Origin of the sequence: Vibrio rotiferianus CAIM 577 = LMG 21460 (genome assembly GCF_002741985.1) — a bacterium.
GTDB classification, from domain to species: domain Bacteria; phylum Pseudomonadota; class Gammaproteobacteria; order Enterobacterales; family Vibrionaceae; genus Vibrio; species Vibrio rotiferianus.
Genome location: NZ_APHW01000027.1, coordinates 1 through 11,813, shown reverse-complemented (window position 1 = coordinate 11,813; position 11,813 = coordinate 1). Strand labels below are relative to the sequence as shown.

The following is an 11,813-nucleotide window of genomic DNA, read 5'->3' as shown; positions in this document are numbered from 1 at the left end:
CGTGAGGCTTAACCATACAACACCCAAGGGGTTTTGATGGACTCAATGTAAGAACATTGAATGTGTTAAGAACTGAAAACAGCTTTCCAGATTAAAGAATTTGCTTGGCGACCATAGCGATTTGGACCCACCTGATTTCCATTCCGAACTCAGAAGTGAAACGAATTAGCGCCGATGGTAGTGTGGGGCTTCCCCATGTGAGAGTAGGACATCGCCAGGCTTTAAATTTAGACTTAAATGTCTAACCAGTGCGGAGCGGTAGTTCAGTTGGTTAGAATACCGGCCTGTCACGCCGGGGGTCGCGGGTTCGACGTCCCGTCCGCTCCGCCACTTATTCAGACAAAGCCCTAGCAGAAATGCTAGGGCTTTTTCGTTTGCACTATTATTTTGGTCTACGACCAACGAGTCCCGCTCGTGTGTGAGTCCAATTGAGTGCAAGCCCAGTCGCTCCGCCAACTCGCCACTTATTCAGGCAAAGCCCTAAATAACACGTCCCGGAAGAAGTGATAGCGCTTTTTAGTATCTAATCGCTCTGTTCGTCTACCAGCGAATGAGTCGCTATTGTGTAAGAGGTCAATTACCTGCAATCCTAGCTGTTTGCTCACTTCTTTAGAAAGTAAAATTGTGCCTTATTTCTAGGTAAAGAACCTTGTAAGGGCTTGCCTGTAGTCTGTAACCCCCCCCATTTGTTCATCTAAAAGGTTAAACTATTCTCAGTGTATGTTTCCTGCCGTTTATTTACGAATCTAGCCTTTGAGTGGGTGTATATCTTTTTAGTGCAAAATGATGTCACTTTGAGATGAGTGAATATCATTGGTACGTTAGTCCGTCTATTCATGGCAGTTCAAAGTGTAAAAGCAGGTTGCTGTTCGCATGAGTAAAGGCCGAAGAAAACTATGTTTGCTTTACTCTTGTTCATTGGAAGGATTAACCTAATACAGATTCTTTTGGGAGTACAATCTAATGATGCAGCAGATACAAAGTGAAACGCTAAGAGTCTTATTCGAAAACCTTTTTTCTCAAGATGGGATTGCAGTTATTAATCCTGCCACTGAAAAAGAGTTGATTCGCTTAAAGCCTAGTTCTTTGGACGAGCTCGATGCGCAAATAGAGGCATGTAAGTTAGCTCAAATCGAATGGGCAAAGCTCAGCGCTAAAGCACGTTCCACTTCCCTGAAAAAGTGGTTCCAATTGCTTGTAGAGCATACGGAAGACATCGCGAACATCATTACCTTAGAACAAGGTAAACCCCTTACTGAAAGTCGTGGAGAGGTCGCATACGGAGCTTCTTTTGTAGAATGGTTCGCAGAGGAGGCTAAACGTGCCTATGGTGAGGTTATTCCTACTCCTGCTGTAGATAGACGCCTCTCTACCATCAAACAGCCCGTAGGCGTGTGTGCAGCGATTACACCATGGAATTTCCCTATTGCAATGATCACTCGAAAAGCGGCGCCTGCTTTGGCTGCGGGATGTGGGATGATCATTAAACCTTCTGAATTAACTCCTTTGACTGCTCTGGCTGTGGTGGAGCTTGCTCATCAGGCTGGTATTCCTAAAGCTCTATTGTCTACTGTTGTTTCTGAACAAGCCGCGGAGTTTGGCGTAGTTTTGAGTACCGATCCTCGCATTAAGAAGATCTCTTTCACTGGTTCTACGCGTGTAGGCAAGATCTTAATGAAGCAGGCTAGTGATACGGTTAAAGCAGCTTCTATGGAATTAGGTGGAAACGCGCCTTTTATTGTTTTTGACGATGCAGATTTAGAAGCTGCAGCTAATGGTTTGATTGCTTCTAAGTTTCGTAATGCCGGACAAACCTGTGTGTGTACCAACCGCTTATATGTGCATCAGAGCGTAAAGGAGATGTTCTTAACTAAGCTGTTAGATAAAGCTGCAAGCCTTACAGTCGGCAATGGTCTTGAGGAAAATACAACTCTTGGTCCTGTTATTACTATGGCCTCTAAGCATCGTCTAGAGGCGGTGATCGATCTGGCAGTACAAGAAGGAGCAACGATACTTAATCAGCCTCAAAAACGCCCTGGGCGCTTTATGGAGCCAGTTATCTTAGGTAATGTCGAACAAGGTATGGCGATCGTGCAACAAGAGTTGTTTGGTCCGGTTCTGCCAGTCATTAGTTTTGATGACGATGAACAAGTGCTCTCGATGGCGAATGACACAGAATATGGTTTAGCTTGCTACTTCTACACCGATAGTTTGAAGCGCATCATCAAATTTAGTGAAGGTTTGGAATATGGCATGGTAGGGGTAAATGAAGGAATTATTTCTACGGAAGTTGCGCCGTTTGGCGGGATTAAAGAATCTGGCATTGGTCGTGAAGGTGCTAAGCAAGGCATGGATGAGTATCAAGAGACTAAGTACATCTGTCTTGGAGGTTTGAGCTAGTCTTCAGTTTAGCTGCTCACTGATACGAAACAAAAAAGAGAAAGCTGGGTACATCACCTGGCTTTTTGTTTATTCAGAGAAAGGCGGATGGGGGGGGCAGTGGATTTTCTTCAGATGCAAAAAAGCCGCATCAAGTGATGCGGCTTTTTCTAATATGGCTCCTCCTACTGGACTTGAACCAGTGACCTGCGGATTAACAGTCCGTCGCTCTACCAACTGAGCTAAGGAGGAACAAATTTTAATAAGTGGTGCCGACTACCGGAATCGAACTGGTGACCTACTGATTACAAGTCAGTTGCTCTACCTACTGAGCTAAGTCGGCACATTTTCGTTAATAAGTAATCGACTTACTAACTGAAAGATGGCTCCTCCTACTGGACTTGAACCAGTGACCTGCGGATTAACAGTCCGTCGCTCTACCAACTGAGCTAAGGAGGAATTATCTTGTGTAAGAATAAATGGTGCCGACTACCGGAATCGAACTGGTGACCTACTGATTACAAGTCAGTTGCTCTACCTACTGAGCTAAGTCGGCGTACCGTTATTCTTTATATTGTTCGTGTTAGACACCAACAATTTTAAATTGTGGTGCCCGGAGGCGGAATCGAACCACCGACACGAGGATTTTCAATCCTCTGCTCTACCGACTGAGCTATCCGGGCGACGAGGTGTATTAAAAGGCTTTTCGGCTTTTAGGTCAACAATAAAATACAAAAAAAATATCGTTTGCTGTTTTTGTGTGCGTAATGGGGTGTTTTTATGCATTTTTGACATAATATCACCACCTGATAGGCAATGTCGGCCATCGGTTTTAGAAGGCGGTAGCTATTATTTATCAGTAAAAACAAAAAAAGCACGTCCTAAAACGTGCTTTTTATTGAACAATTGACTTTAAACTAGTGCTTTACAGAGAACTTGTTGACCCAGCCTTCGAGCTCATCAGCCAAAGATGCCAATGTTTGTGTGCTTGATTGGCTTTCTGTCACTACGACATTTAGCTGGCTACCACTTTCTTCAATGAGATTAATACGGTGTGCAATATCATCACTCACTTGAGTTTGTTCTGCCGCTGCCGTAGCAATTTGTTGACTCATACCAGTGATTGACTCTAATGCTGTGACGATCTGCTGTAGTGCTTCTGACGCGTTCATTGATTCTGTCACAGTACTTTCACTAGTTTCAGCACAAACTTCCATCGTGTGAATTGCGTTACGTGAGCCTTCTTGTAGGTTAGAGATCATTTGCTGTATCTCTTTTGTGCTATCTTGCGTACGACCTGCTAAGTTACGAACTTCATCTGCAACAACTGCGAAGCCTCGACCTTGTTCACCTGCACGTGCAGCTTCAATTGCGGCATTCAACGCCAGTAGGTTTGTTTGTTCTGCAATATCACCAATGACATCTAGCACTTTAACAATGCTGTTTACGTCCTGATCTAGGTCTGCCACGGCTTTGCTTGCTGTGTTTAGTTGCGTTGCTAGGCCCTGAATGTTGTCTACCGTGCTGTGGATCAGTGATTGTGTGTGCTGGCTCTGTTTGTCGGCTTCATCAGTGTTGTGTGCTGTATCACTTGCTGAACTTGCTACATGGTTTGCTGACGATGCCATTTCTGTCATAGCGGTTGCGATCATGGCTGTTGATTGTTGTTGAGACATGGTCAAATCAGCAATGGAATTAGAGCGAGACTCTACAGCAGACAGCTCTGAACGTAATGCATGCATTGATTCGTCCAAGTTAGTAACCATCTTAGCTAACGATTGACTCATCTCCTGTACGGCGCCATAGATACTGTCTTTAGGTGCTGCGTACTCAAAGCTGGTTTGGATGTTACCCTGAGCAACCGCTTGAACTGCTTCACGTACGTCATTTGGCTCACCACCTAGCAGGTTAAGCATTTTACGGATAGAGATAATTAAACCACCCAGGATAGCTCCTGCGATCGCTAGACACAGTGCAAGCTGCCACTGCGCTGTAGACCAGAAGCGCGCATTTACTTCGTTAAAGCCAATGCCTGTACCGACAACCCAGTTCCAGTGCGGGGTTTTCTCTGCGATAGAGTGCTTTTCTTCAATCGTGCCGTCAGGCAGTTTCTGTGTCCAAGTATATTCAACGATTTGACCTGTCTTTCGACCCAGAACATCTAAGATCAGTTGGCCAACACTGTTGCCATCGCCATCGCGGAAGTCATGGAAACTTGTGCCGTGTAATTGAGGGTCAAGCGGTGCTGCTACGAACATCATATTTTCATCTGCAACATACACATATTCGTTATCTTTGTAGATATTGTTGCGAAGTAGGCGAGTCGCTAGTGATTTTGCTTCGTCTTCCGGCATTTTGCCTTCCACTGCCATTTTCTCGACTTCAGTCAGAATGCTATAGGCACTCTTAAATAGCTCTGTAACTCGAGCTTTGTTATCTAGATTACTTGCGACACGCAGTGTCCAAAGACCCGTTGCGGTCAAAGCAAGCAGGGCAATCAAAATGATTGCAGATAATAAATAGGCTTGAGTTTTTAATTTCATAGTTAGCTCACAAGGCGTGTTATTTACTATGCAATGCATAGCTTATTAGGGGGCGTAATAATAAATTCATCATATTGAACTTGTACACAAGCGCCTATGCATCAATGTTGAAACTATGATTTGGATTAAATTTTTAGCGTGAAATAAGTGCTTTTTATCAAATGAAGTATGAGTTTATAACGAGGTTTCGAGGGGAGATTGATGAGAAAAGGAAAAGAAGGAAATGAAAGTAGAGAGGGGAGGGAGTGTTGCAGATAAGAAAAAAGCCAAGTCCGAAGACTTGGCTTTCAAAGTTGGCTCCTCCTACTGGACTTGAACCAGTGACCTGCGGATTAACAGTCCGTCGCTCTACCAACTGAGCTAAGGAGGAACTATTCTGTTTGTGTCTTGCTTTAAGCAAGTGCACCAAATATGGTGCCTCGAGGCGGAATCGAACCACCGACACGAGGATTTTCAATCCTCTGCTCTACCGACTGAGCTATCGAGGCAAAAGAATGGTGCCGACTACCGGAATCGAACTGGTGACCTACTGATTACAAGTCAGTTGCTCTACCTACTGAGCTAAGTCGGCACACTTTATTCTTTTTAGAAGAGTTAACTCTTCATTTTTAAGAATCTCATTTACATGAAACTCTAGAAGTTGGCTCCTCCTACTGGACTTGAACCAGTGACCTGCGGATTAACAGTCCGTCGCTCTACCAACTGAGCTAAGGAGGAACTATTCTGTTTGTGTCTTGCTTTAAGCAAGCGCACCAAATATGGTGCCTCGAGGCGGAATCGAACCACCGACACGAGGATTTTCAATCCTCTGCTCTACCGACTGAGCTATCGAGGCAAAAGAATGGTGCCGACTACCGGAATCGAACTGGTGACCTACTGATTACAAGTCAGTTGCTCTACCTACTGAGCTAAGTCGGCACACTATATTCTTTGTGCTTCGTTCGTGCAATAACATTTAGTTAAGACACCAACAAATCAAATTGTGGTGCCCGGAGGCGGAATCGAACCACCGACACGAGGATTTTCAATCCTCTGCTCTACCGACTGAGCTATCCGGGCAACGGAGCGCTATTAAACGGATTTTCCTGCTTTGCGTCAACCACTTTTTTTAAATAATTTCAAAAAAGTGGTTGTTCGAACGCTTTTTATTCAACTGTCGCGCTAAAGTTTATCCAGCGTTAAATTCCTTTTTGAAATTTGTAACTTTTTCTAGGTAACGACGTGCTTCTGCGTTTGGATGTTTTTTTGTTAATGCCCAATAAACTTGATTTGGCTGTAAAGAATTTAAATCTTTCATTGCGCGTTTGCGATCAGTTCGATGGAAAGTGTTTAAAACACCACCAGTTCCGCCGTTGTAAGCAGAAATCATGCTGTACTCCAACGAGGTTGGGTGCTGTACATCTTTCAAATAACGGTTTTTAAGGATGTAAAAGTAAGCCGTTCCGGTATCAATGTTGTTCTCTGGGTTAAATAAATATTCTGGGCTTGGCTGCCCAGAACGATTCTTCACCAGCTTGAATACGTCACGGCCAGCCGTTTTTGGAACAACCTGCATCAAGCCATACGCATTTGCCCAACTTACCGCGTACGGGTTAAAGCTACTTTCGGTTTTGATGATGGCGTAAATCAAATCTTCAGGGATGTCGTATTTCTTCGAGGCACGACGCACGATATCAGCATATTGGTAACTGCGCTGCGAGAAGTGATCTTCCACCATTGGGATTTCAACGTAATACGCTTTCTTAAAGTCGACATCCTTGGTTTTGACTTGATTTGCGATTAGGTAATCGGCAAAGCGATTTGCTCGCCATGACCACTGAATTGGCTTTTTGTCTTGGTCGACAACCTGTTTATAGAGAAAGGGCTGACCTTCCAATTTGATTTCTTTGGAAGAGAACAGGTCAACGTTAGCCGGATCATCTGGCGTTAAAAGCGTGGTGATAATGGCGTTCTTAAGGTGTTTTTGTGGCTCTGTTGGAGAAACCGTTTCTATGGTAATCACACCTTTTTGGAAGTCGACTTCAGCGCGGCTCAAGTAGTTATCAATGTATTTTACGTAATTGCTTTTACCTGCAAACTTCACTTCGCGTTGGCCCCAACGCTTTTTAATGTTGCCAGAGAAGCTGCTGATCAGTGCATCGAGTGCATCGGTGTCTTTTTCAAACTGTCCCGGCAGTTCTGCTAAGTTGTTGGCAAAACGGTTGGTTGGCTCGTAATTGACGTCGTAAATTTGCTCGACGAATTCGCGGCTACAACCTGCCATTAAGAGTGCGGTAGCAATAAAGGCAATTTTTTTCATAACTATTGAGATGGCTTTGTGGGCTCTAATATAAAAATGACACCACAAGGTTGGTTGTGATGTCATTGTTTTAAAACAAGTTTGCTTTATTCGCTTGGTGGCGTGTAGCCTTCGATGTGAACATCTTTACCTTCGAACAAGAAATTCACCATTTCAGTCTCAAGTTGTTTGCGATGTTCAGGATCCATCATGTTGAGCTTCTTCTCGTTGATCAACATAGTTTGTTTGTGCTGCCACTGAGCCCAAGCTTCTTTCGAGATATTATCGAAAATACGTTTACCTAGTTCACCTGGGTAAAGTTGAAAGTCTAGACCTTCGCCCTCTTTCTTTAGTCGAGCACAAAAAACAGTGCGGCTCATAATGACTCCTTGCAATTAATTAACGAAGCTCGTGGGGTAGCGCTTCCAGTAACAGTTTTACTGGGGCTGCCAAACCGACTTCTTCAGGTTTAGATAAGTTATACCAAAGACCTTTGTTACCTTCCATCACCACATTAGGTTGCTTTGACAGGTCAATCAAAATCGGCGTGATATCAAGGTGGTAATGACTGAATGTGTGGCGGAATGTAATCAGCGTCTCTTGATGTTTAATGTCGCTAGCTTGAATACCACGCTGTTCAAGTAGTAAATCGATATCGCTCTCCACATCAATATGCTCAGTTTGCGGAAAGCAAAATAGCCCGCCCCAAATACCCGTCTGCGGTCTTTGTTCTAGCCACACTTCGTGACTATCGCCATTTTTGTGATGCAGCATAACGAAACGTGTTTGCTTGACCGGCTTGTCTTTTTTCGGCTTCTTACCCGGGTAATCAAGCACATTACCTTGTTTCTTTGCTACACAAAGCCCGTTGACCGGACACAAGGTGCACTTAGGCTTACTGCGGGTACACATCATGGCACCCATATCCATCATGGCTTGGTTGTACTTGTCGACATCCGTTCGTGGTGTGTGCGTCTCTGCGATTTCCCACAATTGGTTTTCGACTTTCTTTTGTCCCGGCCATCCATCTACGGCAAAGCAGCGTGAAAGTGTGCGCTTTACGTTGCCATCTAATATCGCATGTGGCTGTTTATAGACAGAGGACAGTACCGCGGCGGCTGTGGAGCGACCAATCCCCGGTAAGGCATTCATCTGCTCTAGGTCTAAAGGGAACTCACCATTGTATTTATGGGCGACCTCTTTTGCGGCTTTATGAAGGTTACGAGCACGTGCGTAATAACCTAAGCCGGTCCAAAGGTGCAGCACTTCATCTTGCTCAGCATTGGCAAGATCGACCACGGTCGGGAAGCGCTCCAAAAAGCGTTGGTAATAAGGGATAACCGTAGTGACCTGAGTTTGCTGAAGCATGATTTCAGACAACCAGACACTGTAAGCGGTCTTGTTTTGTTGCCACGGAAGATCTTTTCTTCCATATGCGTCATACCATTCTAAGATGGCACTGGCGAAAGGTGTCACGACTTGCTCTGTATTCTATTATTGGTTAGGAGCAAAATTGCACCACAGATTGTGGTGTAAGTACAACAGATAAACTGTGGGGATATTGTGTCTGATTTGTTTGCTTTTGGGCTGCCATAGTCCGATAGCTCAACAAATACTTGCACCTAAGTGAATTCTTTGGATAATCCCCGCTTTGATTAATCAATGTGCAGGCAAAATCAATGAGTGAAGTAACCACTAACGAATACAACGAAGACGGTAAAATGATCCGTAAAATCCGCAGTTTCGTGCGTCGCGAAGGTCGTCTAACTAAGGGCCAAGAGAATGCGATGAACGAGTGCTGGCCAACAATGGGTATCGACTACAAAGCAGAACTTCTTGATTGGAAAGAAGTATTTGGCAACGATAACCCAGTAGTGCTTGAGATCGGTTTTGGTATGGGTGCTTCATTGGTTGAAATGGCAAAGAACGCGCCAGAGAAAAACTTCATCGGTATCGAAGTTCATAGCCCAGGCGTTGGTGCTTGTCTTGCCGATGCTCGCGAAGCAGGTATCACGAACCTACGTGTAATGTGTCACGATGCGGTGGAAGTATTCGAACACATGATCCCAGATGGCAGCCTAGCAACGCTACAACTGTTCTTCCCAGACCCATGGCACAAAAAGCGTCACCACAAGCGTCGTATCGTACAGCTTGAGTTCGCTGAAATGGTTCGTCAGAAGCTTATCCTTAATGAAGGTATCTTCCACATGGCGACAGACTGGGAAAACTACGCTGAGCACATGATTGAAATCATGAACCAAGCACCTGGTTTCGAAAACATCGCTGAAGAAGGCGACTTCATTCCTCGTCCAGAAGAGCGTCCACTGACTAAATTTGAAGCTCGCGGTCACCGTCTAGGTCACGGTGTGTGGGATATCAAATTCAAGCGTACTGCTTAAGGAGCCAGTAGATGTACCACTACGCGATATTAGCGAATCCGGGTCATAACCGTATTTACTTTGATAGCGCTATGACGATTGCATGTTCTGAGCTAAAAGCGATTTTGGCGTCGGAAGGTGTTGAAGTAACTGAAATTGGCAATAAAGACGTGGGTCTTCCAGCTGCACTTGTGTTCTCTTGCGAAACAGCACTAAGTGAAGCACAGGCAGGCAAGATTGCTGCGTCATCTATCTACTACGCGCTATTTGAAGTGCGTGAAGATGGCTTATTACGTCCAATTCAGGCGCCTGCATTCAATACTTTTCCTGAGAGCATGAGCCAGATCCTGCGTTACACAGGTAAAACAAACGAGCAGTTTACGCGTTTGATGGTGAACCTAGGTGTAAGTGCTGCCAACACGGGCAGTGCGCAATTGACGCTGATGGATCCTATGTGTGGTAAAGGTACAACACTGTTTGAAGGTTTGATCCACGGCTTGAATGTTGTGGGTGTTGAGATCAACCAGAAATGGGTTCAAGAGATCCAAACCTTCATCGTTAAGTTCATGAAGAACGGTCGCTTTAAGCACAAAGTGAGCAAAGAAAAGCGCACTTCTGGTGGTAAAAAAGTGGCAGATGGCTTCGTGGTTGAGGCTGCAGCGGACAAAGACGATTACAACAAAGGTAATCTTCAAACGATGAAGCTGTACTCAGCAGATACGCGTATTGCTGACCAAGTTGTGAAGAAGAACTCGGTAGATGTGATGGTGTCAGACTTGCCTTACGGCGTGCAACACGGCAGCAAAAATGCCAAAGACAGCAAACTGAACCGCAGCCCACTGGAGCTTCTGAAAGAGGCTCTGCCTGCATGGAAAGTGGTGTTGAAGAAACAAGGTTCTGTGGTGCTGTCTTTCAACGAATTCACTTTGAAGTGGAAAGACGTGGCGTCATTATTTGAAGAGCAAGGGTGGAAGGTGCTTTCAGAAGAGCCTTACATCGGTTATCTTCACCGCGTTGATCAATCCATCAACCGCAACATCATTGTGGCAATAAAACCATAATCGACTTGAGTCGAATAAATTCCATGGAAAAGCCAACGTCCGCGTTGGCTTTTTTTACCTCTGGGCCCAGCTATTTGGGTTCTTGTGACAAGAAGGTAGAAGATGAAACCTACAGCGCAAATTTTGACAGACATTCTAGCGGAAGTTCGCCCTTTAATTGGTCAAGGCAAAGTCGCCGACTACATTCCCGCATTGGCAAAAGTACCCAATACCAAACTGGGTATTGCGGTATATACCAATGAAGGTGAAGTGATTAAAGCGGGCGATGCAGAAGAGTCGTTTTCGATTCAGTCGATCTCAAAAGCGTTGAGCCTGACTCTGGCTATGTGCTTGTACAAGCAGGAAGAGATCTGGTGTCGTGTAGGTAAAGAGCCTTCTGGTCAGGCGTTTAACTCGATGATCCAGTTAGAGATGGAGCAGGGCATTCCACGTAACCCGTTCATTAACGCCGGTGCTATTGTGGTTGCTGATTTGCTGCAAAGCCGTCTCTCTGCGCCTCGTCAGCGCTTATTGGAATTTGCTCGTCAGCTATCTGGTGATACTCATATCGTGTACGACAAAGTGGTTGCAGCTTCTGAAATGATGCATGGCGACCGCAACGCTGCGATTGCGTACTTGATGCGTTCATTTGGTAACTTCGAGAACGAGGTTATCCCTGTTCTGCAAAACTACTTCCATGCGTGTGCATTGAAGATGAGCTGTGTCGATCTCGCGAAGACCTTTAGCTACTTAGCCAATAAAGGCACGTCGGTACAAACGGGTAAGCCTGTGGTATCACCAACGCAAACCAAACAGTTGAATGCACTGCTAGCTACTTGTGGCTTGTACGATGGTGCTGGTGAATTTGCTTACCGCGTTGGTATGCCGGGTAAGTCAGGTGTTGGTGGTGGCATCATCGCTGTCGTTCCGGGTGAAATGACAATTGCTGTTTGGTCACCAGAGCTTGATGCATCTGGCAACTCACTTGCTGGTACTAAAGCGCTTGAGCTACTTGCCGAGCGCATTGGTCGTTCGATTTTCTAAGGAAAAGAGGCGAGAAGCGAGGACGGACTGCGTCCTTTGGGAACGCTTCGTTTTAGATAAGTGTTGTTACGAATAAAAGAAAGGGTTGGCGTTTGAGCGCCAACCCTTTGTTATTTTTAGCTGAGACAAAGACTTGCAACATCGGCTTAGT

Annotated in this window: 8 protein-coding genes, 13 tRNA genes and 1 rRNA gene; 6 read left to right on the top strand and 16 right to left on the bottom strand. The window is 45.1% G+C overall.

The annotated features are described in order from the left end of the window. Nucleotides 1-103 precede the first annotated feature (103 nt). The 3 genes from rrf to B853_RS12935 all read left to right on the top strand — a co-directional run bounded on the left by rrf (nt 104) and on the right by B853_RS12935 (nt 2,400). Nucleotides 104-220 (top strand): 5S ribosomal RNA (rrf, locus tag B853_RS12945). Nucleotides 221-252: 32 nt separating this feature from the next. Next, a tRNA-Asp gene (locus tag B853_RS12940) sits at nt 253-330 on the top strand. A gap of 633 nt (nt 331-963) precedes the next feature. Then, nucleotides 964-2,400: an NAD-dependent succinate-semialdehyde dehydrogenase gene (locus B853_RS12935; RefSeq protein ID WP_010450366.1), complete on the top strand. Its 1,437-nt coding sequence runs from the start codon at nt 964-966 to the stop codon at nt 2,398-2,400. Nucleotides 2,401-2,555: 155 nt separating this feature from the next. Here the strand turns inward: B853_RS12935 and B853_RS12930 are convergent. The 16 genes from B853_RS12930 to mutY all read right to left on the bottom strand — a co-directional run bounded on the left by B853_RS12930 (nt 2,556) and on the right by mutY (nt 8,676). Further along, nucleotides 2,556-2,631, bottom strand: a tRNA-Asn gene (locus B853_RS12930). Between the two features lie 15 nt (nt 2,632-2,646). Further along, nucleotides 2,647-2,722 (bottom strand) — tRNA-Thr (locus B853_RS12925). A gap of 40 nt (nt 2,723-2,762) precedes the next feature. After that, nucleotides 2,763-2,838 (bottom strand) — tRNA-Asn (locus tag B853_RS12920). Between the two features lie 21 nt (nt 2,839-2,859). Beyond that, nucleotides 2,860-2,935 (bottom strand) — tRNA-Thr (locus B853_RS12915). 51 nt (nt 2,936-2,986) lie between these two features. Then, nucleotides 2,987-3,062 (bottom strand) — tRNA-Phe (locus B853_RS12910). 234 nt (nt 3,063-3,296) lie between these two features. Beyond that, nucleotides 3,297-4,922, bottom strand: a complete 1,626-nt coding sequence (locus B853_RS12905; RefSeq protein WP_038888010.1) for a methyl-accepting chemotaxis protein — start codon at nt 4,920-4,922, stop codon at nt 3,297-3,299. A 294-nt stretch (nt 4,923-5,216) separates the two neighbouring features. Then, nucleotides 5,217-5,292 (bottom strand) — tRNA-Asn (locus B853_RS12900). Between the two features lie 42 nt (nt 5,293-5,334). Beyond that, nucleotides 5,335-5,410: transfer RNA gene (locus tag B853_RS12895), tRNA-Phe, on the bottom strand. Nucleotides 5,411-5,417: 7 nt separating this feature from the next. Continuing rightward, nucleotides 5,418-5,493: transfer RNA gene (locus B853_RS12890), tRNA-Thr, on the bottom strand. Between the two features lie 70 nt (nt 5,494-5,563). Next, nucleotides 5,564-5,639: transfer RNA gene (locus B853_RS12885), tRNA-Asn, on the bottom strand. 42 nt (nt 5,640-5,681) lie between these two features. Continuing rightward, nucleotides 5,682-5,757, bottom strand: a tRNA-Phe gene (locus tag B853_RS12880). Between the two features lie 7 nt (nt 5,758-5,764). Then, nucleotides 5,765-5,840 (bottom strand) — tRNA-Thr (locus tag B853_RS12875). Nucleotides 5,841-5,905: 65 nt separating this feature from the next. Continuing rightward, a tRNA-Phe gene (locus B853_RS12870) sits at nt 5,906-5,981 on the bottom strand. Between the two features lie 109 nt (nt 5,982-6,090). After that, entirely contained in the window at nt 6,091-7,221 is a 1,131-nt protein-coding gene (gene mltC, locus B853_RS12865; RefSeq protein ID WP_038886310.1) for a membrane-bound lytic murein transglycosylase MltC, read from the bottom strand. Nucleotides 7,222-7,307: 86 nt separating this feature from the next. Beyond that, nucleotides 7,308-7,580, bottom strand: coding sequence for an oxidative damage protection protein (locus B853_RS12860; RefSeq protein ID WP_005425792.1), 273 nt, complete (start codon nt 7,578-7,580; stop codon nt 7,308-7,310). Between the two features lie 19 nt (nt 7,581-7,599). Continuing rightward, nucleotides 7,600-8,676 (bottom strand): A/G-specific adenine glycosylase, encoded by a 1,077-nt coding sequence (gene mutY / locus B853_RS12855; RefSeq protein WP_038886311.1) that lies wholly within the window; start codon nt 8,674-8,676, stop codon nt 7,600-7,602. A 203-nt stretch (nt 8,677-8,879) separates the two neighbouring features. Between mutY and trmB the strand changes: the two genes are divergently transcribed. From trmB to glsB, 3 genes are all read left to right on the top strand, one after another. Next, entirely contained in the window at nt 8,880-9,599 is a 720-nt protein-coding gene (gene trmB, locus B853_RS12850) for a tRNA (guanosine(46)-N7)-methyltransferase TrmB (protein ID WP_038886314.1), read from the top strand. An 11-nt stretch (nt 9,600-9,610) separates the two neighbouring features. Beyond that, the gene (locus B853_RS12845; RefSeq protein WP_038886316.1) at nt 9,611-10,639 is read left to right on the top strand and encodes a TRM11 family SAM-dependent methyltransferase; all 1,029 of its coding nucleotides are present in this window, start codon (nt 9,611-9,613) and stop codon (nt 10,637-10,639) included. Between the two features lie 102 nt (nt 10,640-10,741). Next, the gene (gene glsB / locus B853_RS12840; RefSeq protein ID WP_005425799.1) at nt 10,742-11,662 is read left to right on the top strand and encodes a glutaminase B; all 921 of its coding nucleotides are present in this window, start codon (nt 10,742-10,744) and stop codon (nt 11,660-11,662) included. The last annotated feature ends 151 nt before the right edge of the window (nt 11,663-11,813 follow it).

Coding starts and splice junctions, on each gene's coding strand:
- B853_RS12935 (WP_010450366.1), top strand. CDS start 964: ATGATGCAGCAGATACAAAGTGAAACGCTAAGAGTCTTATTCGAAAAC.
- B853_RS12905 (WP_038888010.1), bottom strand. CDS start 4,922: ATGAAATTAAAAACTCAAGCCTATTTATTATCTGCAATCATTTTGATT.
- mltC (WP_038886310.1), bottom strand. CDS start 7,221: ATGAAAAAAATTGCCTTTATTGCTACCGCACTCTTAATGGCAGGTTGT.
- B853_RS12860 (WP_005425792.1), bottom strand. CDS start 7,580: ATGAGCCGCACTGTTTTTTGTGCTCGACTAAAGAAAGAGGGCGAAGGT.
- trmB (WP_038886314.1), top strand. CDS start 8,880: ATGAGTGAAGTAACCACTAACGAATACAACGAAGACGGTAAAATGATC.
- B853_RS12845 (WP_038886316.1), top strand. CDS start 9,611: ATGTACCACTACGCGATATTAGCGAATCCGGGTCATAACCGTATTTAC.
- glsB (WP_005425799.1), top strand. CDS start 10,742: ATGAAACCTACAGCGCAAATTTTGACAGACATTCTAGCGGAAGTTCGC.